Origin of the sequence: Pseudomonas helmanticensis (assembly GCF_900182985.1) — a bacterium.
Classification (GTDB): domain Bacteria; phylum Pseudomonadota; class Gammaproteobacteria; order Pseudomonadales; family Pseudomonadaceae; genus Aquipseudomonas; species Aquipseudomonas helmanticensis.
On sequence record NZ_FXUY01000001.1, the window covers coordinates 981,366 to 1,007,034 of the forward strand.

A 25,669-nucleotide genomic window follows, 5' to 3' on the forward strand; every position below is an offset into this window, starting at 1 on the left:
GGAGCTTGTCCAATCCGGCCTCAGGCTAGTTTGTTACCGATGATTTGGAACGAAAGTGCCATCGGTTGATGGCTCTTAGGTGGCACTTTCAGGAAAAGTTCCATCGATGTGCACGCGGGACGGTGCACAGGGAACGAAAAGTGCGGCGCAACCAGCTCAGATCATGCTTTGGTTTGCGCGGGGAGGTCGGTGCTTTGGTTTTGCCGATGTGCAGGGCGAAATCCCGCGCGAGAGTATCTTCGGTGCCGATGCCTTTGAGCTTTTTCAGCAGCTTGCCGTTTTTGTAGAACAGCACCGTGGGAGTGCCGGTGACCAGCGGGTGGCGCGGCGATTGGCTGGTGTCGAGCATGTAGATATTGGCGCGATGCCGATAGGGCTCAGCTGTTTGGCGAAATACCGGCCCCGCCCATTCGCACGCCGGGCAGTGCTCATTGGCGAAATACAGGATCACCGGGCGCCAGGTTTTCAGGGCCTTGCGATAGACCGGAGCCAGATCTTCACTCGGAATGACGACGCTCATTGAACTCTCCTTTTCAACAACCTCGGGGGTTGGATGACGCTAAAGGAGGACGCGGGGTGGGTCTACTGTCAGAAATTACAGGTGTCGTTGGCAGGTGCGGGTTTTTTCCTACCAAAATGCGCGAGCGGGCTGACAGGTAATGCAGAACTGCTGATGGATATCGCGTGATACCTTCAATCGATTGAAGCCGTGAGCTTCTTGAGATGCTATTTTTAGCGCTACTTAAAGCACTTTAAAGAGCACTCTTATGGTCCATATCGTTCTTTCTGATGTAGTCGCGAGTATTTCTGAATTGAAAAAAAATCCAATGGGGACGGTGGCTGCCGGTGGCGGGAGGTCGGTAGCGATTCTTAATCGAAATGAACCCGCGTTTTATTGCGTACCTGCAAAGGAATACGAGGCAATGATGGCGCGCATTGAAGATCTGGAGCTGATTGCGCTTTGCAAGGAGCGAGAAAACGACCCGACCATAAGGGTGTCATTAGATGACCTATGAGCTGGAGTTTTCAGAAAAGGCTTGGAAAGAATGGGCTAAGTTGGGCTCAGGTCTGAAGGAGCAGTTCAAAAAAAAGCTCTCGGAGCGGCTGCTCAATCCCCATGTCTCTGCGGATCGCCTCAAAGGCTTGGGCAATGCATACAAAATCAAGCTTCGGAGTGCCGGTTATCGAATGGTTTACCGGGTAAAGGATGAAGTGTTGATTGTCACAGTGATAGCCATCGGTAAGAGAGAGGGAGGCGATATTTATGAAAACGCAGCAAGCGTTGAACAATCAGTCCTTAACCTAGGTCGCACCAAATCGACGCGCAATGACCCAATTGGGAACCTGCTACCCGCGTTCTGTTGCCAACGGTAGCGCCTGGCAGCGGCCACGCCCGGTGATACCTCGCCGCCTATCTTACGTATCTCGTTGATTCAAAAATCATTTCATTGCAGTGCAGATTCCTCGCGAATCCTGTGGCACACTTTCTGCTGTCTATTCCGTAGTAACAAACCGTGTTCCGGTATAGCGGAATAAAACAACCCTGGAGTGCTTGCCATGCATCGCCGACCTTCCTTGTTCAAAGCGTGTGTTTTTGTTCTCGCGGCTTCTTCCGCTGTCATGGGCATGTCCGCCCAGGCGGCTGACAGCAAGCTCGACAGTGTGCTGGCCCGGGGCAAATTGATTGTCGGCACCGGCAGCACCAATGCGCCGTGGCACTTCCAGGGCGCGGATGGCAAGTTGCAGGGTTTTGATATCGACATCGCGCGGATCGTCGCCAAAGGTCTGTTCAACGACCCGAGCAAGGTCGAGTTCGTAGTGCAGTCGTCCGATGCGCGAATTCCCAACCTGCTCACCGACAAGGTCGACATGAGCTGCCAGTTCATCACCGTGACCGCCAGCCGTGCGCAGCAAGTCGCGTTCACGCTGCCGTACTACCGCGAAGGCGTTGGCCTGTTGTTGCCGAACAACAGCAAGTACAAGGAAATCGAAGACCTGCAAGCCGCTGGCGACGGCGTGACCGTGGCGGTGCTGCAAAACGTGTATGCCGAAGAACTGGTGCATCAGGCACTACCCAAGGCCAAGGTCGATCAGTACGACAGCGTTGACCTGATGTATCAGGCAGTGAACTCCGGCCGCGCCGATGCCGCCGCCACCGATCAGTCTTCGGTGAAATACCTGATGGTGCAGAACCCTGGCCGCTACCGCAGCCCGACCTATGCGTGGAGCCCGCAAACCTACGCATGTGCGGTGAAACGCGGCGATCAGGACTGGCTGAACTTCGTCAACACCGCGCTGCATGAAGCCATGACTGGCGTCGAGTTCCCGACCTACGCCGCCTCCTTCAAGCAATGGTTCGGTGTAGATCTGCCTTCCCCAGCCATCGGTTTCCCAGTCGAATTCAAATGATCCCGTGAGAGTGGGGCGATTGTCGTCGCCCCGCTCAAGGTACTGCTGACCATGAACTATCAGTTGAATTTTGCCGCCGTGTGGCGCGATTTCGACACCTTGCTGGCGGGGCTCGGTCTGGGCCTCGAATTGGCACTGGTGTCGATCGCCATCGGCTGCGTGATCGGCCTGCTGATGGCGTTTGCCTTGCTCTCAAAGCATCGCGCCTTGCGGGTGCTGGCCTCGGTGTACGTCACGGTGGTGCGTAACACGCCGATTCTGGTGTTGATTCTGTTGATCTACTTTGCACTGCCGAGCCTGGGGATCCGTCTGGACAAGATCCCCTCGTTCATCATTACGTTGTCGCTGTATGCCGGCGCGTACCTGACCGAAGTGTTCCGTGGCGGTTTGCTGAGCATTCCCAAAGGTCAGCGCGAAGCCGGGCTGGCGATCGGTCTCGGCGAATGGCAGGTCAAGGCCTACGTCACTGTGCCGGTGATGCTGCGCAACGTGCTGCCGGCGCTGTCGAACAACTTCATTTCACTGTTCAAGGACACTTCGCTGGCCGCTGCGATTGCGGTGCCGGAGCTGACCTATTACGCGCGCAAGATCAACGTCGAGAGCTACCGGGTGATCGAAACCTGGCTAGTGACCACGGCGCTGTATGTCGCGGCTTGTTACCTCATCGCCTTGCTGCTGCGTTACCTCGAGCAGCGTCTGGCAATTCGCCGATAGGAGCCTGCGATGTACGAATCTCCCAGTTGGTTACATGAATTGTGGGTCGCGCGCGAGCCGCTGTGGCAGGGTTTCCTGACCAGCGTGCAAGTGTCGGCCCTGGCGATTCTGCTCGGCACGATGGTTGGCGTGGTCGCCGGTCTGGTGCTGACTTACGGCAAGTTCTGGATGCGCGCGCCGTTCCGCTTTTACGTTGATCTGATTCGCGGCACTCCGGTGTTTGTGCTGGTGCTGGCCTGCTTCTATATGGCCCCGGCGCTGGGTTGGCAGATCAGTGCGTTTCAGGCGGGCGCCTTGGGGCTGACACTGTTCTGCGGCTCGCACGTCGCGGAAATTGTCCGTGGTGCGTTGCAAGCGCTGCCGCGCGGGCAGATGGAAGCGGGCAAAGCCATCGGCCTGACGTTTTATCAATCCCTCGGCTACGTGCTGTTGCCTCAGGCGCTGCGGCAGATCCTGCCGACCTGGGTCAACTCGTCCACCGAAATCGTTAAGGCCTCGACTTTGCTTTCGGTGATCGGCGTCGCCGAATTGCTGCTCAGCACTCAACAGATCATCGCCCGGAACTTCATGACCCTGCAGTTCTACCTGTTCGCCGGTTTTCTGTTCTTCGTCATCAACTACGGCATCGAATTACTCGGCCGGCACATTGAAAAACGGGTGGCCTTGCCATGACTGAAGCTCAAGTTTCCAACGTTGAAAACGTCCAGCCCCTGCTGGATATCCGTGGCCTGCACAAACAGTACGGCGCGGTCGAAGTACTCAAAGGTGTCGACCTGAGCATGCAGCGCGGCAACGTGGTGACGCTGATCGGTTCCAGCGGTTCGGGCAAGACCACGCTGCTGCGTTGCGTGAACATGCTCGAAGAGTTCCAGGGCGGGCAGATTCTGCTCGACGGCGAATCCATCGGCTATGACGAGACCAACGGCAAGCGTGTGCGTCATGCGGAAAAAGTCATCGCTCGGCATCGCGCGATGACGGGCATGGCTTTCCAGCAATTCAATCTGTTTCCGCATCTGACCGCGTTGCAGAACGTCACCCTCGGCTTGCTCAAGGTGAAGAAGATGCACAAGGACGAAGCCGTAGTGCTCGCCGAGAAATGGCTGGAGCGCGTCGGCCTGCTGGAGCGGCGCAATCACTTTCCCGGCCAGTTGTCCGGTGGTCAGCAACAGCGCGTGGCGATTGCCCGGGCGATCGCGATGAATCCGAGCCTGATGCTTTTCGATGAGGTCACTTCGGCGCTCGACCCGGAGCTGGTCGGCGAAGTGCTCAACGTGATCAAGGGTCTGGCCGAAGACGGCATGACCATGTTGCTGGTCACCCACGAGATGCGGTTCGCCTTCGAGGTTTCCGACAAGATCGTTTTCATGAATCAGGGGCGGATCGAAGAGCAGGGGCCTCCCAAGGACTTGTTCGAACGCCCGCAATCGCCGCGTCTGGCTGAGTTTCTGAAAAGCACGCGGTTCTGACTTTTCACTTTTGTAATCAGGAGAAATACCCATGAGCATTACTCGTTACGGCACCGGCAGCACCGCCGCTGGCGGCCAGCCACGTCCCTTCGCGCGCGCTGTTGAAGCGGATGGCTGGCTGCACGTTTCCGGGCAGGTGCCGGCGGTTGATGGCGAGATTATCGTTGGCGGCATCGTCGAGCAGACCCACCAGACCATGAAGAACCTGATCGCGATTCTCGAAGAGGCCGGTTATGGCCTGGAAGATGTCGTGCGTGCCGGCGTGTGGCTGGACGATCCACGGGATTTCAGCAGTTTCAACAAAGTGTTTGGTGAGTACTTCAAACCGGAACACGCACCGGCGCGGGCCTGTGTGCAGGCGAGCATGATGGTCGACTGCAAGGTCGAGATCGACTGCATCGCGTACAAGAAAAAGGCTTGAAAATTGCTGCGTAGCTTAGGCCGCAGCCCCTCACCCTAACCCTCTCCCAAGGGAGAGGGGACTGATCTGCATCGATGCAGGTTTTGGCGGCTGATCACAACATGTGCATCGATACAGTCAGGCTCCCTCTCCCTCTGGGAGAGGGCGGGGGGTGAGGGCAGCAATCCAACTGACACAACCTCACGGGCCAGTTACCATCCGGCGACTTTGAATGGGAACCAATGAAATGACCGAAGACACCATCAAGCGCCGGGCACGCGGTCTGGACCGGGCGTTCGATATTCTCGATTTCCTCAAGGAGATCGGCCAGCCGTTGCGTCCGAACGATATCGCCAACGGCATCGGCAGCCCGAAATCCACGGTCTACGAACTGGTTGCCTCGTTGCTGGAACGACGGATTCTCGAGCCGGTGGGCAAGGACGGTCATGTCTATCTGGGGCGCCAGTTGTACTTCCTCGGTCAGGCGCATTTGCGTCATTTCGACCTCAGTCGCGAGGCCGATCACGCCTTGCAGGAAATCGTCAGCCAGACCCATGAAACCGCGCAAATGTGCCTGCTCAACGGGCGCAAATACACGGTGGCGTTGATGAAGGAGGGCGAGCGGCATTTCCGCATTTCCTCTGATATCGGTGAAAACGCGCCGATTCCGTGGACCGCTTCCGGGCGCTTGCTGCTGGCGCACTTGAGCGATCAACAGATCATCGACCTGATCGACGAAGGCGATTACATCCTGCCCGACGGCGAACGCCTGCCGCTGGAGCGCTTCCTGGCGGAAATCCGTCAGGCCGGCATCGACGGATTTTTCTCCTTCGACAGCGTCGCCGACACCTTTACCCATTGCTTCGCCGCCCCGGTCAAAGACCGTAACGGCGTGGCCATTTGCACCCTGTGCATCGTCGCTCCACGGGCCGATGCGAAGAACAATTACAACGACTATCGCCGGGTGCTGATCGAGAGCGCCAATAGCCTCGCCCGGCGCATCAACGAATAACCGCGGCTGCCTGCGGCCGCGAAAGTGAGGAGTTCGACCATGACGACTGCCATCAATACTGCCGGGGAAAAAGGCGAAGCTGCCATCGGCGCGCACCTGGCGCGCGACGTCAGCCTGCCGGCGCTGGTGCTGCATCGCGAAGCGCTGGAGCACAACATCCGCTGGATGCAGAAGTTTGTCAGTGACAGCGGCGCACAACTTGCGCCTCACGGCAAAACCAGCATGACCCCGGCGCTGTTCAAGCGTCAGCTCGACGCCGGCGCGTGGGGCATCACTCTGGCCAGCGCCACGCAGACCCGGGCGGCCTATGCCCACGGCGTGCGTCGGGTGCTGATGGCCAATCAACTGGTCGGCACGCCGAACATGGCGTTGATTGCCGATCTGCTGGCTGATCCGTCTTTCGATTTCTATTGCATGGTCGATCACCCGGACAACGTCGCCGATCTCGGGGCGTTCTTCGCTTCACGTGGGGTGAAGCTGAACGTGATGATCGAGTACGGCGTGGTCGGTGGCCGTTGCGGTTGCCGCAGCGAGGAGGAAGTCATCGAATTGGCCAAGGCGATCAACGCACAGCCGGCGCTGGCCCTGACCGGTATCGAAGGTTACGAAGGGGTGATTCACGGCGATCACGCGGTCAGCGGGATTCGGCAGTTTGCTGCGTCGCTGGTGCGTCTGGCGGTGCAGTTGCAGGACAGCGGCGCGTTTGCCATCGGCAAGCCGATCATTACCGCGTCGGGCTCGGCGTGGTACGACCTGATTGCCGAATCGTTCGAAGCGCAGAACGCCGGCGGGCGGTTCCTCAGCGTGTTGCGTCCGGGCAGTTATGTGGCGCACGACCACGGCATCTATAAAGAAGCGCAGTGCTGCGTGCTCGACCGCCGCAGTGATCTGCACGAAGGTTTACGCCCGGCGCTGGAAATCTGGGCGCATGTGCAGTCGCTGCCGGAAGCGGGCTTTGCGGTGATTGCACTGGGTAAGCGTGATGTCGCTTACGACGCTGGCTTGCCGGTGCCGTTGTTGCGCTACAAGGCGGGTGTGGTGCCGGCGGTGGGCGACGATGTCGGTGCCTGCAAGGTGACGGCGGTGATGGATCAGCATGCGTTCATGAGCGTGGCGCCGGGCGTTGAATTGCGGGTTGGCGACATCATTTCCTTTGGGACTTCGCACCCGTGCCTGACGTTTGACAAGTGGCGAGTGGGCTTGCTGGTGGATGAGCAGTTGTCGGTGATCGAAAGCATGGAAACCTGTTTCTAAGCCTTCAGACCGCATCGCGGCTAATCGCTGGCTTGCCAGCGATGAGGCCTGATCAGACACCTGCGAATCAACAGAGACACCACAAGATGAACACCCTCAGCCCCTTGGGCCCGAACACCCCGCGCATCGCCCTGATCGGCGAATGCATGATCGAACTCCAGCAGCGCGCCGACGGCAGCCTGCAACAGAGCTTCGGCGGCGACACGCTCAACACGGCGGTTTACCTGTCGCGCGCCATGGGCGACAAGGCGCAGGTCGATTACGTCACCGCGTTGGGCGATGACAGTTTCAGCGATGCCATGTGCGCGATCTGGACCAGCGAAGGCATCGGCCTCGAACGGGTGCAGCGCCTGCCCGGACGCTTGCCCGGCCTGTATTGCATTCAGACCGACGCCAATGGCGAGCGGCGTTTCCTTTACTGGCGCAACGAAGCGGCGGTGCGCGATTGCTTCACCACACCGGCCGCCGAGCCGATTCTGGCGGCATTGCCCGACTATGACGTGCTGTATTTCAGCGGCATCACCCTCGCGGTGCTGGGTGCGTTCGGTCGCGAGAAATTGATCCAGACGCTGATCGAAGCCCGGCAACGTGACGCCCGCATCGTCTTCGACAACAACTACCGGCCACGTCTGTGGGCCTCACGGGAAGACGCGCAGGCGGCTTATCGCAGTGTCTTGCCGTATGTCGATCTGGCGTTGCTGACGGTCGATGACGAGCAGGCATTGTTCGGTTATGTCGATGACGCTGCCGTGTTCGAGGCGTATGCGCAGATCGGCACGCCGGAAGTGGTCCTCAAGCGTGGCGCCGAGGCGTGTCTGATTCGTTGTGATGGACAGACGTTTGAGGTGCCGGCGCAGAAGGTTGCGAAGGTTGTCGACACAACGGCGGCGGGGGATTCGTTCAGTGCCGCGTATCTGGCCAGTCGTTTACTCGGCGGCAGCCCGGTCGAAGCTGCCGAGGCCGGGCATCAATTGGCCAGCCAAGTGATCCAGGTCCCCGGCGCCCTGATCCCCAAACAAGCGAAGCAATAACCCATGTAGGAGCTGCCGAAGGCTCGGGCCGCGATCGGACGATCTGTTGATGTTGATCCTGATTTTTAACAACAGGATCAACAGATCGTCCGATCGCGGCCCGAGCCTGCGGCAGCTCCTACATGGAGTTGTCAGTCGCGGTAGAACACTTGCACCAGGTGGTAACCGAACTTGCTCTTGATCGGCCCATGCACGGTGCGCAGCGGTTTTTTGAAAATCACCGCATCAATCGCGCCGACCATCTGCCCCGGCCGCACTTCACCCAGATCGCCGCCGCGTTTGCCGGACGGGCAGGTCGAAAATTTCTTGGCGAGGACATCGAACGCTTCACCCTTGGCGATGCGCTGTTTGAGCTGTTCGGCCTCTTCGGCGGTTTTCACCAGAATGTGGCGGGCTTGGGCTTTCATCTTGCGGTACCTGATAACGGGGTGACGGCGGGGCGCGGATTATGCCTCAAGTCACGGCTTTTGACTGATCATCGTGCGGATCTTGTTCGCCAGCAGCTCAATCGCAAACGGTTTGGCGACCATGTCCATGCCGTCTTCGAGAAAGCCCTGACGTTCGGCAGCCTTCTGCGCGTAACCGGTCATGAACAATATTTTCAGGCCTGGGCGATGCTGGCGGGCGATCTCCGCCAGTTGCCGGCCATTCATGCCCGGCAGACCGACATCCGTGACCAGCAGGTCGACGCGCAGATCCGACTCCAATAGCGGCAAAGCGCTTTTTGCGTCTACGGCTTCAAAGGCCTGATATCCCAATTCCCGGAGCAGGTCGAGCACCAGCATGCGCACCGCCGGATCGTCCTCGACCACCATCACGGTTTCACCGGTCGCCGACGGCACTGGCTGCCGGACCGGAGCAACGGCCGGTTGCTCCCGCTCCAGGCTATGCAGGCGCGGCAAGTACAGGCGCACGCAAGTGCCTTGCCCCGGCAGACTGTCGAGGCTCACATGCCCACCCGATTGCTGGGCAAATCCGTAAATCATCGACAAGCCAAGGCCGGTGCCCTGACCGATCGGTTTGGTGGTGAAGAACGGATCGAAGGCCTTGGCCCTGACCGACGGCGTCATGCCCGTGCCGTTATCGCTGACCGCGAGCATCAGGTAATCACCAGCCTTGACCGGCTCCAGCGTGGTGATGTCGCTGCCATCAAGGTAGACGTTGGCGGTTTCGATCAACAGCTCACCGCCCTCAGGCATCGCGTCACGCGCATTGATCACCAGGTTGAGCAGGGCGTTTTCCAACTGGCTGACGTCGGTGCTGACCGGCCAGAGGTCAGCGGCCAGACGCAACTTCAGTTCGATCGGATCGCCCTTGGTCCGGCGGATCAGATCTTCCAGGGAATGAATCAGTTCATTGACGTTGAGCTGCTTGCGATCCAGCGACTGGCGTCGTGAAAACGCCAGCAGACGGTGGGTCAGGGCCGCGGCACGATTGGCCGAGGACACCGCCGCTTCGGTAAAGCGGCCGATCTCGTCGGCGCGGCCATCGGCAATGTAGCGCTGCATCAAATCGAGGCTGCCGATGATTCCGGTGAGCATGTTGTTGAAGTCATGGGCGATGCCGCCGGTAAGTTGGCCGACCGCTTCCATTTTTTGCGCATGGCGCAAGGCATCCTCGGCGCGTTCGCGTTCGAACATTTCGTTCTGCAAACGCTGATTGGCCTGCGCCAGTTGCTCGGTGCGGGCGCTGACCCGTTCTTCGAGGGTTTCATTGAGGTTGCGCAGGGCTTCTTCGGTTTTCTTGCGCTCGGTTTCATCGATCACGAAGATGTAGAAACCATTGACCGCGCCGTCCGCGCCGTGGCGCGGCAAGTAGTTCATCAAGGCGTGACGATTGCTGCCGTCGCGGTGCGTGGTGTACAGGCTGAACGAACAGGATCTGCCGGCCAGCGCTTCGGCAATGTACGGCGCGCGCAGGAAGTAGGCTTCCTCGCCGATGACGTCGCGAATGGTTCGACCATAGAGTTCTTGCGGGGTCAGGCCGTACCAGTCCAGATAGGCTGCGTTGTTCAGCCGGAAGCGTTCTTCGCGGTCGACATAGCTGATCAGGATCGGCATCGCGTTGATGATCAGCTGCAATTCCGTCTGGCTCTGGCGCAACGCCTGCTCGGTGTGTTTGCGCTCGGTCAGGTCCAGCGCGGCGCCAAGAAAGCGCACTGGCCGGCCATGATGATCCTTGTAGCAGCGGCCTCGGGCAAATACCCAGCGCAACTCACCATCGGGCCTCAGCAGGCGATACTCCTCGGCGTACTCGGTGCCGTGGGTGATGCAGTGTTTGATGCTGCGCGCGATCATCGCGCGGTCTTCAGGGTGCACGCCTTGCAGATAGTCGCTGATTGGCAACTGATCGGCGAGTGCCGGATCGACACCGTGCAACTGCGCGAAGTGCGCATCAGCGATGAAACGGTCTTCGCCGATGTCCCAATCCCAAGTGCCGACTGCGTCAGTGGCGGCCAGCGCCAATTGCAGGCGTTCCTCGGATTCGCGCTGGGCCTTGAGGCTGTCTTCCGAACGTTGTTTCAGTTCGAGGGCGATCCGTCGCCGTTCATTGGTTTCGATGGCGGTGACCAGAATGCCGGCCACTTGCGCGGTTTCATCGCGGATCGGGCTGTAGGTCAAGTCCAGCCAGAAGTCGGATTCTTGCCCTTCACGTTGCAGGGTAAAGCGTCGCTCGCTGTAGGTGCGCACCTGACCTTGTAGGACGGCGCTGTATATCGGGTCGGTAAAGTCTCGAAGTTCAGGCCATACAAGGTGTGCCGGTTGTCCGAAAGCGTGCGGATGCTTGTTGCCGGCGAGCATGGCGAAGCCGTTGTTGTAGATCTGCGTGAGCTGCGGGCCCCAGAGCAACAGCATCGGCATTGGCGAGTGCAGCACGATGTCCACCGCGGTGCGCAGGCTTTGTGGCCAGGCACTGGCATCGCCCAGCGGGCTACGGCTCCAATCGGTGCGGGCGATCAGCGCCTGCGCATCGTCGTGGGTGGGTACGGCATTCATCACGTCTGTCCTGCGTGTCGTTCGTTAAGCGGCGTCTACTATCCTTCAGGACGGTAGACGCTCAATGTACTGCTGCGTCACGGCAGCAGGGCATGTCTGAATTCAGGAAGCTTCGCGGGTGCTTGTGGCCATGGAAATCGATGCACTGTTAACACGTTTTGCCGGGCAGCACGGCTCGGACCTGTTCTTGTCCACGGGAGCGCCGCCCAGTGCGCGTTTCCAGGGAGTACTGACGCCGCTGAGTGAGCAGCCGTTCAAACCCGGTGAGGTCGCGATCATCGCCAATTCACTGATGGACGCCGAGCAGCGCCAGGAGTTCGACCGCGATCTGGAAATGAACCTGGCGATCTCGCGCGCCGGCATCGGACGTTTTCGGGTCAACCTGTTCAAACAGCGCAATGACGTGTCGATTGTAATCCGCAATGTCAAACTCGACATTCCTCGTTTTGAGGAACTCAAGCTGCCGCCGGTGCTGCTCGATGCGGTGATGCTCAAGCAGGGGCTGATCCTGTTCGTCGGCGCCACCGATTCCGGCAAGTCGACGTCGCTGGCGGCGCTGATCGATCATCGCAATCGTCACAGCAGCGGGCATATCGTGACCATTGAAGACCCGATCGAGTACATCCACCGGCACCAGCGGTCGATCATCAACCAGCGTGAAGTCGGTGTCGACACGCGCAGTTTTCATGCAGCACTTAAAAACACCCTGCGTCAGGCGCCGGACGTGGTGCTGATCGGTGAAATCCGTGACCGCGACACCATGGAGCATGCACTGGCATTTGCCGAAACCGGTCATCTGGTGCTGTCGACCCTGCACGCGAACAACGCCAATCAGGCGCTCGAGCGAATCATCAACCTGTTTGCCGAGGAGCGCCGGCCGCAGTTGTTGCACGCCTTGGGCAACAACCTCAAAGCCTTTGTCTCCCAACGCCTGGTGCGCACGCTGGATGGCCAGCGGCGGGCTGCCGTCGAGGTGATGCTGGGCACACCGACCATCGGCGACCTGATCCGGCGCAATGAGTTGGGCGAACTCAAGGGCATCATGGAAAAATCCACCGAGCTCGGCATGCAGACGTTCGACGGCGCGCTGCACGCGTTGGTGCTGGAGGGCGCGATCAGCGAAGACGAGGCGCTCAAGCATGCCGACTCGGTGAACAACCTGCGCCTGCGCTTGAAATTGCAGGCCGATGCCGCCCCGGCGCCACCCACCTCGGGTGAGTGGGGCCTGATGGATTGAGTGGACTCAGTCGTTGAGTTCGGCACGCTGGCGAAACTGTTCCAGCGCCTCGGGATTGGCCAGCGCGTCGGTGTTCTTGACCTTCTCGCCGTGCACCACATTACGTACCGCCAGTTCGACGACTTTGCCGCTGATCGTGCGCGGAATGTCGCTGACCGCGACAATCTTCGCCGGCACATGCCGGGGCGTGGTGTTGGCGCGGATGACCTGACGAATCTGCTGTTGCAAGGCTTCGTCGAGGGTTACGCCGTCTGCCAGGCGCACGAACAACACCACGCGCACGTCATCCTGCCATTGCTGACCGATGGCCACGCTGTCCAGCACTTGCGGGACTTTGTCGACCTGACGATAGATCTCTGCGGTGCCGATGCGCACGCCGCCGGGGTTGAGCACGGCATCCGAGCGGCCGTGGATCATCATGCTGCCGTGATGCAATTGTTCGGCGTAATCGCCCTGCGCCCAGACCCCGGGAAACAGGCTGAAATAGGATTGCTGCAGTTTGCTGCCATCGGGGTCATTCCACAGACCGATCGGCATCGCCGGGAAATGCCGGGTGCAGACCAGTTCACCTTTCTCGCCAATCACCGGTTGGCCGGCGTCGTTCCAGACTTCAACGGCCATGCCCAGGCTTTTGCCCATGATTTCGCCACGACGCACCGCTGACAGCGGATTGCCATTGACGAAACACGAGACGATATCGGTGCCACCGGACATCGACGCCAGGCACACGTCGGCTTTGACGTCGCGGTAGACGAAGTCATAACTTTGCGGCGACAGCGCCGAACCGGTGCACAGCAGGGTTTTCAGGCTGCGCAGATCATGGCTGTCGCGCGGTTTGCTGCCGTGGCTTTCCAGGGTTGCGAGATACTTCGGACTGGTGCCGAACACGCTGATGCGTTCATCGTCGATCAGATCGAGCAGGCGTTGGTGATCCGGGTAGAACGGCGAGCCGTCGTACAGCACGATCGCGCTGCCGACCGCGAGGGCCGACACCAGCCAGTTCCACATCATCCAGCCACACGTGGTGTAGTAGAACAACCGCTCGCCGGGGCCAAGATCGCAATGCAGGCCGTGCTCCTTGACGTGTTGCAACAGCACGCCGCCGGTGCTGTGAACGATGCATTTCGGCACGCCGGTGGTACCACTCGAATACAGCACGTAAAGCGGATGATTGAACGCCACCGGGACGAAATCCGGATCGCCGCCGGGTTGATAAAAGTCATCCCACAGCGTCACTTCGGCGCGCGTCCGGTAATCCGCGATGTGCGCCTGCGGGCGGGCGTAAGGCACGACGATCAACTGCTGCAGCGTTGGCAGGCGTTGGAGAATTTCATTGAGCTTGCTGGTCTGGTCGATCTCCTTGCCGGCATAGCGATAGCCGGCGCAGGTGATCAGCACCTTCGGCTCGATCTGACCGAAACGGTCGATGACGCCATGCGTGCCAAAATCCGGCGAAGAACACGACCAGATCGCGCCGAGGCTGGTGGTCGCCAGCATGGCCACCAGTGTCTGCCAGGTATTCGGCATGCACGCGGCCACTCGATCGCCGAGGCTGACGCCGCAAGCCTGCAAACTGGCTTGGAAGCCGGCGACGTGTTCGGCCAACTCGGCCCAGCTCAGTTGTTCGCGCTGACCGTTTTCTGCCACAGAAATGACTGCCACGGCATCGTCACGCCGGCGCAGCAGGTGTTCAGCGAAGTTCAAGGTGGCGCCGGGAAACCATTCGGCGCTGGGCATTTGTGCGCCTTCACGCAATACCGCATCAGGTTGAGTGTGAAAGCGGATGTCGAAGAAATCGACGATGTCCTGCCAGAATTGCGCACGCTGCTCGATGCTCCATTGGTGCAGGGCAGGGTAGTCGTCGAGCTTCAGCGCATGACGCTGATTGACCGCGCGCCGGAACGTGTCCATGCGCGAGTGGGCGATGCGGTTGGCGTCGGGTTGCCAGAGGATGTCGGACATTGTGTGCCTCTTGTTTTAGCTTCAGATCCAGACACGGGCAGCCACACTCCACAGGTTGTCAGCAGGTCTTGATATCACCCTGTACCTGTGGGTGCGTGGCTTGCCCGCGATGAACGATAACGCGGTCTCTCAATGGACTACTGCGCCAACCACCCACCGTCAATGTTCCACGCCGCGCCCCGTACCTGGCTACCCGCCTCACTGCACAGAAACAACACCAACTCGCCCAAATGCTGCGGCGTGACGAACTCCAGCGACGGCTGCTTCTCAGCCAGCAGGTCATGCTGCGCCTGCTGCGGATCGATACCCTTGGCGGCGCGATCATCGATCTGCTTCTGCACCAGCGGCGTCAACACCCAGCCCGGGCAGATCGCGTTGCACGTGACATTGCTGGTCGCGGTTTCCAGGCCGACCACTTTGGTCAAACCGATCACCCCGTGTTTGGCCGCGACATACGCAGCCTTGCCGGTCGAACCGACCTGACCGTGCACGGAGGCAATGTTGATGATCCGCCCCCAACCTTTTGCGCGCATACCCGGCAGGCTCAAGCGCGTGCTGTGAAACACCGACGACAGGTTGATCGCAATGATCGAATCCCAGCGCTCGACCGGAAACTCTTCGACGGCGGCGACATGCTGAATGCCGGCGTTATTGACCAGAATATCGACGCCGCCGAACTCGCGCTCCGCGTAGGCGATCATCTCGGCAATCTGCGCCGGGTCGCTGACATCGGCCGGATGATGGCCGACCTTGCCGCCGAACTGGCCGACTTCGGCGATGACGCTCGACGCGTCGCCAAAACCGTTGAGGATCAGGTTGGCACCAGCCTTGGCCAGACTCAATGCGATACCCAGGCCGATGCCGCTGGTGGAGCCGGTAACCAGTGCGGTCTTGCCGGAAAGAGTGGTCATGAATACCTCACACAATGCCAGTGGCGTAGAAAGTGCCGATCACTACGAAAACCGCGAGGGTCTTGATCAGCGTAATACAGAAAATGTCTTTATAGGCTTCGCGGTGGGTCAGGCCGGTGACCGCGAGCAGAGTAATAACCGCGCCGTTATGCGGCAGGGTATCCATGCCGCCACTGGCCATCGCCGCGACACGGTGCAGCACTTCCAATGGAATGTTCGCGGCGTGCGCGGCGCTGATGAACTGCTCGGACATCGCCGCCAGCGCAATGCTCATGCCGCCCGATGCCGAACCGGTGATGCCGGCCAGCAGCGTCACGGTGATCGCTTCGTTGACCAGTGGATTGGGGATTTGCTTGAGCCAGTCAGCCAGTACCAGAAAGCCCGGCAGCGAAGCGATGACCGCCCCGAAACCATATTCCGAGGCCGTGTTCATTGCCGCCAGCAACGCACCGCTGACCGCACTTTTGCTGCCTTCGGCCAATTTGCTGCGAATCGCCTTGAAGCCAAACACCAGCACCATGAGGATGCCGATCAACAGCGCTGCCTGCACCGCCCAGATCGCTGTGAGTTTGGCGATTTCGGTGGTGACCGGCGTGGCCATGCCCGGCAACGCGAGGCTGTGGGTCTTGCCGTACCACTGCGCAATCCACTGGGTGAACAGCAGGTTCATGATGCCCACCGCCAGCAACGGCGAAAGGGCGATCCACGGGTTCGGCAGCTTGAGATCTTCAGCGGTTTCCGGCTCGTTGCGCAGTTCGGTTCCGTAGCCTTCGCCAGCACGCTGCGCCTTGTTGCGCTGGCGTTGCAGGAACAGCATGCCAGTGCAGAAGACGAAAATCGTGCCGATCACACCCAGCCACGGCGCCGCCCAGGCGGTGGTGTTGAAGAATGTGCTGGGGATGATGTTCTGGATCTGCGGAGTGCCGGGCAGGGCATCCATGGTGAACGAAAACGCACCGAGGGCGATGGTCGCCGGGATCAGGCGCTTGGGAATATTGCTCTGGCAGAACATCTCGGCGGCAAACGGATACACCGCAAACACCACGACAAACAGCGACACGCCACCGTAGGTGAGCAGGGCGCAAACCAGCACGATTACCAGCATCGCCTGTTTGGTGCCGAGCAGACGAATGGCCGCCGCAACAATCGAGCGCGAGAACCCCGACAGCTCAATGAGCTTGCCGAACACCGCACCGAGCAGGAATACCGGGAAATACAATTTGATGAAGCCGACCATTTTCTCCATGAACACCCCGGTGAAGGCGGGGGCGACGGCAGAAGGATCGGTCAGCAGCACGGCGCCGAGGGCGGCGATCGGAGCAAAGAGAATAACGCTGTAGCCACGGTAGGCCGCCAGCATCAGCAGCGCGAGGGCTGCCAAGGCAATGATCACACTCATGGTGTGTCTCTCCAGAGTTGTTATTTTTGTGGTTGAAACGGGTGTGGGGGAGGCTATAGCGAGATTTGTGCCAGAAGCTTAACGTGCTGATTTATATGAGTTTAGATAGATTTTTGTGAAGGTTGTTTTGATGATCTGTCTCCGTTTTGAGACTGTGGCTTCAGATCAAAAGATCGCAGCCTTCGGCAGCTCCTACATTGGGGTGTGTGAAGCCCTGTAGGAGCTGCCGAAGGCTGCGATCTTTTGATCCTGAAATGCTCAATCTCAAATCAGAGATCAGGTCTCGTTATTGAGACTCAGCAATCCCCAACGCAACCATTTTCTTATACAGCGTCGACCGCCCAAGCCCCAACCTCACCGCCGCTTCCGGCACTTTCCCCGCGCACTGCGCCAGCGTCGACTGGATCAACTGCCGATCAAAGCGCTCTCGCGCCTGTGCATAGGTTTCCACTGGCGCCGCTGCAATCACCGGCGTAGAGGTCCGCTCAACCTGAGTCAATGTGCCGATCGCCGCGCGAAGATCGCTCTCGGTCAGCATCAGGTCATCGCTGAGCAATGCCGCCCGTTCCAGTACATTGCGCAACTCGCGGATGTTCCCCGGCCAGGCATGCTGGCCGAGCAATGCCAGCGCGTCGCGGTGCAACTCGTGCTGGCTGCGCAGTTCTTCGAGGATCGCTTCGCTGAGCGCCGGCAGATCGTCGAGGCGCTCGCGCAACGGCGGCACCTGGATCGGTAGCACGTTGAGGCGGTAATACAGGTCAGCGCGGAATTCGCCGCGTTTAATCGCGGCTTGCAGATCAGTCGACGTCGCAGCAATCACGCGTACATCGCTCTGGATCACTTCGTTGGAGCCGACCGGTTCGAACTCTTTTTCCTGCAGTACGCGCAACAGTTTGCTTTGCAGCGGCAGCGGCATGTCGCCGATCTCGTCGAGAAACAACGTACCGCCCTGAGCAATCTGCAGTTTGCCGGTGCGGCCCTTGCGGTCGGCGCCGGTAAACGCGCCCGGTGCGGTGCCGAAGAACTCCGCTTCCAGCAATGCCTCGGGAATCGCCGCGCTGTTGATGCTGACGAAGGCTTTGTGCGCCCGTGGCGAAGCGCTGTGGATCGCTTGCGCGAGCAACTCCTTGCCAGTGCCGGTTTCTCCGAGCAGCAAAACCGGCGAATCGGCGCTGGCACTGCGCCGCGCCCGCCGTTTGACTTCGAGGCTGGCCGCACTGGTGCCGATGAAGTGCGCGAAGTTGTATTTGGTCTGGCGGGCGCGCAGCAGTGAACGGGTCGAGGCCAGTTCTTCCTGCATGCTCAGGTAGCGCTTGAGCATCGGCGACAGGGTGCGCAATTCATCGAACAGAGCAAAACCAATCGCGCCGATGACGCTGCCGGCATCGTCGTGGATCGGCAGGCGCATCACCACCAGCGGCTCTTTCGGCGTGTCCTGCATGTCCAGCAGAATCGGCCGTCCGGTGCGCACCACGTCACGCAGCAGGCTGCCGGGGATCACGCTTTCGCAGGGTTTGCCGATCGCCCCGGCAGCGGACTCGAGACCGAAGCGCCGGGCATAACGCTCGTTCATCCAGACGATATTGGCGTCACGATCGACAATCACCGTGCCTTCGCTCGATTGCTCGATGATCTCGAACAGCGAGCGGATCGCCAGGGTACGCACCCGTTGGTAGTCCTTGAGGCTTTCGGTGGTGTTCATGTGCAGGCAGGTCCGGAATTCGGGTTGTTTATGGGGGGCTCATCGCGGGCTTGCTCGCGAAGGCCGCGACTCGGTTCCAGGTCGAACAGCGATTATGCCTACCGCTGATGCGCCGCCGCCAACAGCTCTTGGGTATATGGATGCTGTGGCGCCTCGAACACCTCGTGACTGGCGCCGCGCTCGACCACTTTGCCGTCCTTGATCACGATCATGTCGTGGGCGAGGGCGCGTACCACCGCCAGGTCGTGGCTGATGAACAGATACGTCAGGCCATGCTTTTCCTGAAGATCACGAAGCAGGGCGACCACTTGTTTCTGCACGGTGCGATCGAGCGCCGAAGTCGGTTCGTCGAGCAGGATCAGCGCCGGTTTCAGCACCAGGGCGCGGGCGATTGCAATGCGTTGGCGCTGGCCGCCGGAAAATTCGTGCGGGTAGCGATGGCGGCTTTCCGGGTCGAGGCCGACTTCCTTGAGGACGCGGATCACTTGCGCATCACACTCATCGGCCGTCGATTCGCAATGCACTTCGAGGCCTTCGCTGATGATCTGCGCCACCGACATGCGCGGGCTGAGGCTGCCGAACGGGTCCTGAAACACCACCTGCATCTGTCGCCGCCAGGGCCGCAGTTGTTTCTGGTTCAAACCGTCGAGTGCGCTGCCCTGGAAACGGATACTGCCCTCGGAATCGAGCAGGCGCAGGATCGCCTGACCCAATGTCGATTTGCCCGAACCGGATTCACCGACGATGCCCAAGGTCTTGCCGCGCTGGATGCTCAGGCTGATGCCATCGACCGCACGCAGGTATTGCTTGCGCTGAAACAGCCCGCCACCGATGACAAACTCGACCTTAAGGTCATCGACTTGCAGGACATTCTCACGCTCATCGCGGGGCAACGCTTCACCCTCGGGCTCGGCATTGAGCAGCACGCAGCTGTAAGGGTGTTTCGGCTCGGTAAACAGCGTTTCGCACGGCGCCTGCTCGACAATCTGCCCGGCCTTCATCACGCACACCCGCTGAGCAATGCTGCGCACCAGATTGAGGTCGTGACTGATCAACAGCAGGGACATGCCTAAACGTTGTTGCAAGGATTTGAGCAGCAGCAGGATCTTGCGCTGCACCGTCACATCGAGTGCGGTGGTCGGCTCGTCGGCAATCAGCAGTTCCGGCTCGCAGGCCAACGCCATCGCGATCATCACGCGTTGCCGTTGCCCGCCGGACAGTTGATGCGGATACGCCTTGAGCCGCTCCTCGGGTTTCTGGATGCCGACCAGTCCGAGCAATTCAAGGATGCGCAGCTGCGCTGCTTTACCGCCGAGGCCACGGTGCAGCAGCAAGGTTTCGCCGATCTGTTTCTCGATGGTGTGCAGCGGGTTGAGTGAAGTCATCGGCTCTTGGAAGATCATCGCGATGCGGTTACCACGCAATTCACGCAACACTTTCGGATCGGCGCCGACCAGTTCCTGGCCGCGATAACGAATGCTGCCCGTGGTTTGCGCGTCGCTTTCGGGCAGCAATTGCAGGATCGAATGCGCAGTCACCGATTTGCCCGAACCTGATTCGCCGACCAGCGCGAGGCACTCGCCGGGGCGAATATCCAGGCACAGGTCGCGCACTACGTTCTGGCCATGGAAAGCGACATTGAGGTTACGAATTTCAATCAGGTTTTCAGTCATGGTCACGCTTCAGGATCGTGGGTCGAACGCGTCACGCAACGCTTCGCCGATGAACACCAGTAAGGAAAGGATCAGCGCCAGGGTGAAAAACGCGGTCAAGCCAAGCCAGGGTGCCTGCAGGTTCTGCTTGCCCTGACCGATCAGCTCGCCCAGCGAAGCGCTGCCGGCGGGCATGCCGAAACCAAGGAAATCCAGTGCCGTCAGGGTCGAGATCGCCCCCGTGAGGATGAACGGCAGATAACTCAGCGTTGCGTTCATGGCATTCGGCAGGATGTGCCGGACAATCACTTTGCGGTCAGTCAGGCCCAACGCGCGCGCGGCTTTGACGTATTCCAGGTTGCGCCCACGGAGGAATTCGGCACGCACCACATCGACCAGCGCCAACCAGGAAAACAGCGCCATGATCCCCAGCAGCCACCAGAAATTCGGCTCGACGAAGCCCGAGAGGATGATCAGCAGGTAGAGCACCGGCAAGCCTGACCAGACCTCGAGCAAACGTTGCCCGAGCAGGTCGACCCAGCCGCCGTAATAGCCCTGCAAAGCGCCGGCCGCAATGCCGATCAGCGCACTGACAAACGTCAGCATCAACGCGAACAGAATCGATACCCGCGCACCGAAAATCACCCGCGCCAACACGTCGCGCGCCTGATCGTCAGTGCCCAGCCAGTTGACGCCTGTGGGCGGGCTTGGCGCCGGCTTGTTGAGGTCGTAGTTCGGCGTGTCGTCACTGAACGGGATCGGCGGAAACAACAGCCAGCCGCCGTCCTTGCGAATCAGGTTCTGCACATAGTCGCTGCGGTAATCGGCCTGGAACGGCAGTTGCCCGCCGAATTCCTGTTCGGTGTGGCGCTTGAACACCGGGAAATACCACTGGCCCTGATAACTGACCATCAGCGGCTTGTCGTTGGCGATCAATTCGCCGCCCAGCGTCAGCAAGAACAAACCGATAAACAGCCACAACGACCACCAGCCTCTGCGGTTTTTCTTGAAGCGTTCAAAACGCCTGCGGCCCAACGGCGAGAGCTTGAACATCAGGCATTCCTCGCGGCGAAGTCGATACGCGGGTCGACGAAGGTGTAGCAGAGGTCGCCGATCAGTTTTATCAGCAGCCCGAACAGAGTGAAGATGAATAGCGAACCGAACACCACCGGGTAATCCCGCGATACCGCCGCCTCGTAACTCATGCGTCCGAGGCCGTCGAGCGAGAAGATCACTTCGATCAGCAACGAGCCGGCAAAGAACACGCTGATGAACGCCTGCGGAATGCCCGAGACCACCAGCAACATCGCGTTGCGAAACACATGGCCGTAGAGCACGCGGCGCTCGCTCAAGCCTTTGGCGCGCGCCGTGACCACATACTGGCGGGTGATTTCATTGAGGAACGAGTTTTTGGTGAGGATTGTCAGTGTCGCGAAACCGCCGATGACCAGCGCGGTCACCGGCAGCACCAGGTGCCAGAAGTAGTCGGCGATCTTGCCCAGGGTCGACAGCGAATCAAAGTTGTCCGAGACCAGTCCGCGCACCGGGAACCAGTTCAACGACGTACCGCCGGCAAACACCACGATAAGGAACATCGCAAACAGGAACGCCGGCATCGCGTAGCCGATGATGATCGCCGTACTGCTCCAGATGTCGAAATGGCTGCCGTGGTGCACGGCTTTGCGGATGCCCAGCGGGATCGACACCAGATACGTGATCAGCGTCGCCCAGAGCCCGAGGGAAATGGTCACCGGCATTTTTTCGAGGATCAGGTCGGTGACCGTGGCGCCTCTGAAGAAGCTTTTGCCGAAATCGAGTTGCGCGTAGTTTTTCAGCATCAGCCACAAGCGTTCGTGGGCCGGCTTGTCGAAACCGTACTGTTTTTCGATGTCCTTGATCAGTTGCGGATCGAGGCCACGGCTGGCGCGCGAAGTGCTGCTCATGGTTTCGCTTGACCCGCCGCCAACATTGCCACCGCCGATCCCTTGCAAGTGCGCAATCGCCTGTTCCACCGGGCCACCCGGCGCGGCCTGGATGATGACGAAATTGACCAGCAGGATAATCACCAGCGTCGGAACGATCAGCAGCAGGCGCCGCAGTATGTAACCCCACATCAGCGCGGCCCTCCGGGTCTGCTTCGACTGATTTTTTCAGCGGTCATCTGTTGATTGGTCAGCGCCGTGGGGCTGATTTCCCACCAGCTGTCGATGGCCTCGTCGTTGCTGGCTTGAACCGTCGGTATGCCGAACCGGTTCCACCAGACGGTCGACGTGCCCGGCGGGTAGTAATTGGGAATCCAGTAGTAATTCCATTGCAGCACCCGGTCGAGGGCATGCGCGTAATGCAGCATGTCCGATTGGGTCGAGGCGCGAATCAGACCATTGATCAACGTATCGACTGCCGGATTTTTCAGCACCATGTAGTTGTTGGCGCCCGGGTCGTTGGCGGACGCGGAGCCGAAATAGTTGAGCAACTCACCGCCCGGAGAGGTGGTGACCGGATAACCGGTGACGATCATGTCGTAGTCGCGGCTCATCATGCGGTTGACGTACTGCGAAGAATCGATCCGGCGGATGTTGAGGTCGATGCCGATCTGTTTCAGCGTGCGCTTGTACGGCAGCAGCAGGCGATCCATGCCGTTCTGGCTGACCAGAAACGTGAAACTCAGCGGTTCACCTTCGGCATTCACCAGTCGATCGCCATCCGGTTTCCAGCCGGCCTGCTCAAGCAATTCCAGGGCTTGCAGTTGCTTGTCACGGATAATGCCGCTGCCATCGGTTTTCGGCGCTTCGAAGACTTTCGTGAAGACTTCGTCGGGGATCTGCCCACGCAGCGGTTCAAGGATTTTCAACTCGGCGGCATCGGGTAACTCCCGCGCCGCAAGGTCGGTGTTGGAAAAGTAGCTTTGCTGGCGGATGTACAGGTTGCGCATCATCTGCCGGTTGCTCCACTCGAAATCCCAGAGCATGGCCAGCGCCTGACGCACACGACGGTCCTGGAACATCGGTTTCTGCAGATTGAATACAAAACCCTGGGCCGATTGCGGCGCTTCGGTGGCCAGGTGGGCTTTTTGCAAGCGCCCGTCACTCAACGCCGGGCTGTCGTAGCCGATCGAGTAACCGGTGGCGGAGAACTCGCGGTTGTAGTCATAGGCGCCGCCGCGCAGCACTTGGCGGGCGACGTCGGTGTCGCCGAAGTACTCGATGCTGAAGTGATCGAAGTTGTACAGGCCACGACTGACCGGCAGGTCCTTGCCCCACCAGTCGGCATTGCGTTCGAAGGTGATGCTGCGTCCGGAGTCGACCTTGCCGACGCGGTACGGTCCACTGCCCAGCGGCGGTTCATAACCACCCCCGCCGGCGAAGTCGCGACTCTTCCACCAGTGTTCGGGGAATACCGGCAGGGTCGCGATATCCAGCGGCAGGGTACGGTTTTCATTGTTCTTGAAGTCGAAACGCACGGTCAGCGGCGCTTCCACTTCGACGCCTTTGACGTCGGCAAACTGGGTGCGATAGCGCAGGCTGCCCTGTGTCATCAACAGATCGTAGGTGTAACGCACGTCTTCGGCGGTGATCGGTTTGCCGTCGGCGAAGCGTGCCTTGGGATTGATGAAGAAGCGCAGCGACAGTCCGTCGTCCGAACGCTCGATTTTCTGCGCCACCAGACCATAGACGGTGTAGGGCTCGTCCATCGAACGCTGGGCCAGCGGCGAGTACAGCAGGCCGTCGATCTGCGTGACGCCGATGCCTTTGTCGATATACGGCAGCAAATGGTCGAAGTGACCGATTTCAATCGCCGAACGGCGCATCGTCCCGCCTTTCGGCGCTTGCGGGTTGGTGTAGTCGAAATGGCTGAAACCGGCAGGGTATTTGGCGGGCTCGCCATATACGGTCAGCGCGTGTTGCGGTGCCGCGTTTACAACGCCGGCGCCCGACAACAGGGCGAGGGCGGTGAGCATCAATGTGGGGAAAACCAGTCGCATTGTCAGCCTTGGAACCGGGTAATCGATAAGCGCAAGTTGTACGCGAGAGGCGCGCCAGTCGCCAGCCGTATGTGTAACTGAAACACAACGGCCCACCAAAAGGCGGGCCGTTGCAGAGCAGTCGGACGACGAATCAGTCCTGACGGCTGGTGACTTCCAGCAGGTGATAACCGAACTGGGTCTTCACCGGGCCTTGCACGACGTTGATCGGTGCGCTGAAGACCACGGTGTCGAATTCCTTGACCATCTGGCCAGGACCGAACGAACCCAGGTCGCCGCCTTGACGGCTGGATGGGCAGGTGGAATTGGCCTTGGCGACTTCGGCGAAATCAGCGCCGCCTTCGATCTGGGTTTTGAGTTCGTTGCACTTGTCTTCGCTGGCAACCAGGATGTGGCGGGCAGTGGCTTTAGCCATGGGGAAAATCTCCGATCTATTTCAGTAAAGTGTGGAGCCTACCGGATTCAGTAGGTGAATTCTCGGCAAAGTTCCATTCAGTGGGTTCGCCTCGGTTCACAGGTGCACGGCCTGCAGACGCATGGCGTGCTCTATATAAAGGTCGACTGGATCAGGCGTGAGTGATCGCAATACCTTGGGCCTGCGCAGACTGTCGAGGTGATCGAAAGGATAGTCCGAGCGGATCACGCTGCCCAGATGCGAGCTGTAGCGGCCGACGAAACCGTCGTTTTGCCAGGCTTCGGTGGCAAAGTTTCCGGAGAGTGCACGGCACACCGCATGTAAAGCGTCGAACGGCCGAGGATTGGCCAGTGGGTCTTCCGGCAGCGTGCCGCTCCACGAGTAGTACCGAACGCCATCGACCTCTTCGGCACCCTGACCGCCCCACGTCGAAGGCAGACCTTGTGGGTATTTCCGATTGAAACGCGCAACACCTTCCGTGGTCAACGCGTTGAGTGCCGCAATGGCGTTCTGCGGCAAAGCGAACTGCCCGCTGAGCAAAGACAGGAAATTCGCGAACTGCGTGGCGATTTCTTCGGCCAGACGCTCCGGTATCTGCCCCGGAACCAGAGCCTTGCGCAATAGATCGGCCAGTTCCGAACCATGATTGGGGCCGCTGACCGAGGTGACAGACGCAACGCTGCACGGGGCCAGCGCCGCAGCGTAACGACACGCCAGGGCGCCCTGGCTGTGCCCGATCAAATTGACCTTGTCTGCTCCTGTGCCTTTCAACACCCGCGTGACCTGCATCAATAATTGCTGGCCACGTTCTTCGTTGTCATGGGTGGCCGATAGCTGCGGCACAAACACTCGGTTGCCTGCATCTTGCAATGCCTGCTTGACATCATGGAACAGCTCGAAACGGCCTATCCGCTCAAAGCCGAACAGACCGTGGACCAACAGGATGGGATGGCGAGTTGTTGCATTCCGTTGCATGTTTCTACCTCTTTTGCAGACGTTCATAGGTGATTCCAGCGGGTCACTGTAAATCACGTCGTCATGCAGCCGGTGTCTGAAAACACCGCAGTATTGAGGTGAAAAAGGACTAAAAGCTGTACGACTTTTCAGCCCTGTTTGCGGGCATGGTC

General features: G+C 59.8%; 23 protein-coding genes and 1 pseudogene. 11 read left to right on the forward strand and 13 right to left on the reverse strand.

The features are described from left to right. Positions 1 to 88 precede the first annotated feature (88 nt). Positions 89 to 520, reverse strand: coding sequence for a thioredoxin domain-containing protein (locus QOL84_RS04520; protein WP_283436350.1), 432 nt, complete (start codon positions 518 to 520; stop codon positions 89 to 91). Between the two features lie 247 nt (positions 521 to 767). Here QOL84_RS04520 and QOL84_RS04525 point away from each other — a divergent pair, with 247 nt between their 5' ends. From QOL84_RS04525 to QOL84_RS04570, 10 genes and pseudogenes are all read left to right on the forward strand, one after another. Continuing rightward, the gene (locus QOL84_RS04525) at positions 768 to 1,016 is read left to right on the forward strand and encodes a type II toxin-antitoxin system Phd/YefM family antitoxin (protein WP_283436351.1); all 249 of its coding nucleotides are present in this window, start codon (positions 768 to 770) and stop codon (positions 1,014 to 1,016) included. Next, positions 1,006 to 1,275, forward strand: a pseudogene (locus QOL84_RS04530) (type II toxin-antitoxin system RelE family toxin); the annotation flags it as partial. The gene QOL84_RS04525 and the pseudogene QOL84_RS04530, both read left to right, overlap by 11 nt. Positions 1,276 to 1,557: 282 nt before the next feature. Further along, positions 1,558 to 2,409, forward strand: coding sequence for a transporter substrate-binding protein (locus QOL84_RS04535; RefSeq protein WP_283436352.1), 852 nt, complete (start codon positions 1,558 to 1,560; stop codon positions 2,407 to 2,409). Between the two features lie 51 nt (positions 2,410 to 2,460). After that, positions 2,461 to 3,123 carry an amino acid ABC transporter permease gene (locus QOL84_RS04540; protein ID WP_129394118.1) on the forward strand — a complete coding sequence of 221 codons (663 nt, stop codon included), beginning with the start codon at positions 2,461 to 2,463 and terminating at the stop codon, positions 3,121 to 3,123. Positions 3,124 to 3,132: 9 nt separating this feature from the next. Further along, positions 3,133 to 3,795 carry an amino acid ABC transporter permease gene (locus tag QOL84_RS04545; RefSeq protein WP_129394116.1) on the forward strand — a complete coding sequence of 221 codons (663 nt, stop codon included), beginning with the start codon at positions 3,133 to 3,135 and terminating at the stop codon, positions 3,793 to 3,795. Beyond that, complete coding sequence (locus QOL84_RS04550; protein ID WP_283436353.1) at positions 3,792 to 4,589, forward strand: amino acid ABC transporter ATP-binding protein; 798 nt, start codon at positions 3,792 to 3,794, stop codon at positions 4,587 to 4,589. The genes QOL84_RS04545 and QOL84_RS04550 overlap by 4 nt, the downstream gene beginning before the upstream one ends. A gap of 31 nt (positions 4,590 to 4,620) precedes the next feature. Continuing rightward, positions 4,621 to 5,010, forward strand: coding sequence for a RidA family protein (locus QOL84_RS04555; RefSeq protein ID WP_007912330.1), 390 nt, complete (start codon positions 4,621 to 4,623; stop codon positions 5,008 to 5,010). Positions 5,011 to 5,236: 226 nt separating this feature from the next. Beyond that, entirely contained in the window at positions 5,237 to 6,001 is a 765-nt protein-coding gene (locus QOL84_RS04560) for an IclR family transcriptional regulator (protein ID WP_129396138.1), read from the forward strand. Positions 6,002 to 6,040: 39 nt separating this feature from the next. Continuing rightward, positions 6,041 to 7,255: an amino acid deaminase gene (locus tag QOL84_RS04565; protein WP_283436354.1), complete on the forward strand. Its 1,215-nt coding sequence runs from the start codon at positions 6,041 to 6,043 to the stop codon at positions 7,253 to 7,255. 86 nt (positions 7,256 to 7,341) lie between these two features. Beyond that, positions 7,342 to 8,286 carry a sugar kinase gene (locus QOL84_RS04570; protein ID WP_283436355.1) on the forward strand — a complete coding sequence of 315 codons (945 nt, stop codon included), beginning with the start codon at positions 7,342 to 7,344 and terminating at the stop codon, positions 8,284 to 8,286. Between the two features lie 131 nt (positions 8,287 to 8,417). Here the strand turns inward: QOL84_RS04570 and QOL84_RS04575 are convergent, their stop codons facing one another. Continuing rightward, a complete protein-coding gene (locus QOL84_RS04575; RefSeq protein WP_007912322.1) occupies positions 8,418 to 8,693 on the reverse strand; it encodes a peptidylprolyl isomerase in 276 nt (91 codons plus the stop codon). Positions 8,694 to 8,744: 51 nt separating this feature from the next. Further along, the gene (locus QOL84_RS04580; RefSeq protein ID WP_283436356.1) at positions 8,745 to 11,282 is read right to left on the reverse strand and encodes a PAS domain-containing hybrid sensor histidine kinase/response regulator; all 2,538 of its coding nucleotides are present in this window, start codon (positions 11,280 to 11,282) and stop codon (positions 8,745 to 8,747) included. Between the two features lie 130 nt (positions 11,283 to 11,412). On the opposite strand from QOL84_RS04580, the gene QOL84_RS04585 reads away from it, so the two are divergent. Beyond that, positions 11,413 to 12,519 carry a PilT/PilU family type 4a pilus ATPase gene (locus tag QOL84_RS04585; protein ID WP_283436357.1) on the forward strand — a complete coding sequence of 369 codons (1,107 nt, stop codon included), beginning with the start codon at positions 11,413 to 11,415 and terminating at the stop codon, positions 12,517 to 12,519. A gap of 6 nt (positions 12,520 to 12,525) precedes the next feature. On the opposite strand, the gene QOL84_RS04590 is transcribed toward QOL84_RS04585, so the two are convergent. The 10 genes from QOL84_RS04590 to QOL84_RS04635 form a co-directional block, all read right to left on the reverse strand. After that, a complete protein-coding gene (locus QOL84_RS04590) occupies positions 12,526 to 14,481 on the reverse strand; it encodes an acetoacetate--CoA ligase (protein ID WP_283436358.1) in 1,956 nt (651 codons plus the stop codon). Positions 14,482 to 14,618: 137 nt separating this feature from the next. Beyond that, positions 14,619 to 15,392: a 3-hydroxybutyrate dehydrogenase gene (gene hbdH, locus QOL84_RS04595; protein ID WP_283436359.1), complete on the reverse strand. Its 774-nt coding sequence runs from the start codon at positions 15,390 to 15,392 to the stop codon at positions 14,619 to 14,621. 7 nt (positions 15,393 to 15,399) lie between these two features. Further along, positions 15,400 to 16,791, reverse strand: a complete 1,392-nt coding sequence (locus QOL84_RS04600; RefSeq protein ID WP_283436360.1) for a GntP family permease — start codon at positions 16,789 to 16,791, stop codon at positions 15,400 to 15,402. A gap of 286 nt (positions 16,792 to 17,077) precedes the next feature. Further along, the gene (locus QOL84_RS04605; protein WP_283436361.1) at positions 17,078 to 18,493 is read right to left on the reverse strand and encodes a sigma-54 interaction domain-containing protein; all 1,416 of its coding nucleotides are present in this window, start codon (positions 18,491 to 18,493) and stop codon (positions 17,078 to 17,080) included. A gap of 98 nt (positions 18,494 to 18,591) precedes the next feature. Then, positions 18,592 to 20,166 carry an ABC transporter ATP-binding protein gene (locus QOL84_RS04610; RefSeq protein WP_283436362.1) on the reverse strand — a complete coding sequence of 525 codons (1,575 nt, stop codon included), beginning with the start codon at positions 20,164 to 20,166 and terminating at the stop codon, positions 18,592 to 18,594. A 9-nt stretch (positions 20,167 to 20,175) separates the two neighbouring features. Continuing rightward, complete coding sequence (locus QOL84_RS04615; protein ID WP_283436363.1) at positions 20,176 to 21,198, reverse strand: ABC transporter permease; 1,023 nt, start codon at positions 21,196 to 21,198, stop codon at positions 20,176 to 20,178. After that, on the reverse strand, positions 21,198 to 22,259 hold the full coding sequence (locus QOL84_RS04620; protein WP_129394092.1) for a microcin C ABC transporter permease YejB: 1,062 nt from the start codon (positions 22,257 to 22,259) through the stop codon (positions 21,198 to 21,200). Before QOL84_RS04620 ends, QOL84_RS04615 begins: the two co-directional genes overlap by 1 nt. Beyond that, a complete protein-coding gene (locus QOL84_RS04625; protein WP_283436364.1) occupies positions 22,259 to 24,127 on the reverse strand; it encodes an extracellular solute-binding protein in 1,869 nt (622 codons plus the stop codon). Before QOL84_RS04625 ends, QOL84_RS04620 begins: the two co-directional genes overlap by 1 nt. A gap of 133 nt (positions 24,128 to 24,260) precedes the next feature. After that, positions 24,261 to 24,542, reverse strand: a complete 282-nt coding sequence (locus QOL84_RS04630; RefSeq protein WP_028622714.1) for a peptidylprolyl isomerase — start codon at positions 24,540 to 24,542, stop codon at positions 24,261 to 24,263. Positions 24,543 to 24,638: 96 nt separating this feature from the next. Next, positions 24,639 to 25,517 (reverse strand): esterase/lipase family protein, encoded by an 879-nt coding sequence (locus QOL84_RS04635; protein WP_283436365.1) that lies wholly within the window; start codon positions 25,515 to 25,517, stop codon positions 24,639 to 24,641. Between the last annotated feature and the right edge of the window lie 152 nt (positions 25,518 to 25,669).

What these genes read in the sequence shown, in the direction of transcription:
- QOL84_RS04620 (WP_129394092.1), bottom strand. Translation starts at nt 22,259, where the DNA reads ATGTGGGGTTACATACTGCGGCGCCTGCTGCTGATCGTTCCGACGCTG.
- QOL84_RS04575 (WP_007912322.1), bottom strand. Translation starts at nt 8,693, where the DNA reads ATGAAAGCCCAAGCCCGCCACATTCTGGTGAAAACCGCCGAAGAGGCC.
- QOL84_RS04600 (WP_283436360.1), bottom strand. Translation starts at nt 16,791, where the DNA reads ATGAGTGTGATCATTGCCTTGGCAGCCCTCGCGCTGCTGATGCTGGCG.
- QOL84_RS04580 (WP_283436356.1), bottom strand. Translation starts at nt 11,282, where the DNA reads ATGAATGCCGTACCCACCCACGACGATGCGCAGGCGCTGATCGCCCGC.
- QOL84_RS04615 (WP_283436363.1), bottom strand. Translation starts at nt 21,198, where the DNA reads ATGTTCAAGCTCTCGCCGTTGGGCCGCAGGCGTTTTGAACGCTTCAAG.
- hbdH (WP_283436359.1), bottom strand. Translation starts at nt 15,392, where the DNA reads ATGACCACTCTTTCCGGCAAGACCGCACTGGTTACCGGCTCCACCAGC.
- QOL84_RS04625 (WP_283436364.1), bottom strand. Translation starts at nt 24,127, where the DNA reads ATGCGACTGGTTTTCCCCACATTGATGCTCACCGCCCTCGCCCTGTTG.
- QOL84_RS04570 (WP_283436355.1), top strand. Translation starts at nt 7,342, where the DNA reads ATGAACACCCTCAGCCCCTTGGGCCCGAACACCCCGCGCATCGCCCTG.
- QOL84_RS04565 (WP_283436354.1), top strand. Translation starts at nt 6,041, where the DNA reads ATGACGACTGCCATCAATACTGCCGGGGAAAAAGGCGAAGCTGCCATC.
- QOL84_RS04610 (WP_283436362.1), bottom strand. Translation starts at nt 20,166, where the DNA reads ATGACTGAAAACCTGATTGAAATTCGTAACCTCAATGTCGCTTTCCAT.
- QOL84_RS04550 (WP_283436353.1), top strand. Translation starts at nt 3,792, where the DNA reads ATGACTGAAGCTCAAGTTTCCAACGTTGAAAACGTCCAGCCCCTGCTG.
- QOL84_RS04555 (WP_007912330.1), top strand. Translation starts at nt 4,621, where the DNA reads ATGAGCATTACTCGTTACGGCACCGGCAGCACCGCCGCTGGCGGCCAG.
- QOL84_RS04605 (WP_283436361.1), bottom strand. Translation starts at nt 18,493, where the DNA reads ATGAACACCACCGAAAGCCTCAAGGACTACCAACGGGTGCGTACCCTG.
- QOL84_RS04520 (WP_283436350.1), bottom strand. Translation starts at nt 520, where the DNA reads ATGAGCGTCGTCATTCCGAGTGAAGATCTGGCTCCGGTCTATCGCAAG.
- QOL84_RS04535 (WP_283436352.1), top strand. Translation starts at nt 1,558, where the DNA reads ATGCATCGCCGACCTTCCTTGTTCAAAGCGTGTGTTTTTGTTCTCGCG.
- QOL84_RS04545 (WP_129394116.1), top strand. Translation starts at nt 3,133, where the DNA reads ATGTACGAATCTCCCAGTTGGTTACATGAATTGTGGGTCGCGCGCGAG.
- QOL84_RS04525 (WP_283436351.1), top strand. Translation starts at nt 768, where the DNA reads ATGGTCCATATCGTTCTTTCTGATGTAGTCGCGAGTATTTCTGAATTG.
- QOL84_RS04590 (WP_283436358.1), bottom strand. Translation starts at nt 14,481, where the DNA reads ATGTCCGACATCCTCTGGCAACCCGACGCCAACCGCATCGCCCACTCG.
- QOL84_RS04560 (WP_129396138.1), top strand. Translation starts at nt 5,237, where the DNA reads ATGACCGAAGACACCATCAAGCGCCGGGCACGCGGTCTGGACCGGGCG.
- QOL84_RS04635 (WP_283436365.1), bottom strand. Translation starts at nt 25,517, where the DNA reads ATGCAACGGAATGCAACAACTCGCCATCCCATCCTGTTGGTCCACGGT.
- QOL84_RS04540 (WP_129394118.1), top strand. Translation starts at nt 2,461, where the DNA reads ATGAACTATCAGTTGAATTTTGCCGCCGTGTGGCGCGATTTCGACACC.
- QOL84_RS04630 (WP_028622714.1), bottom strand. Translation starts at nt 24,542, where the DNA reads ATGGCTAAAGCCACTGCCCGCCACATCCTGGTTGCCAGCGAAGACAAG.
- QOL84_RS04585 (WP_283436357.1), top strand. Translation starts at nt 11,413, where the DNA reads ATGGAAATCGATGCACTGTTAACACGTTTTGCCGGGCAGCACGGCTCG.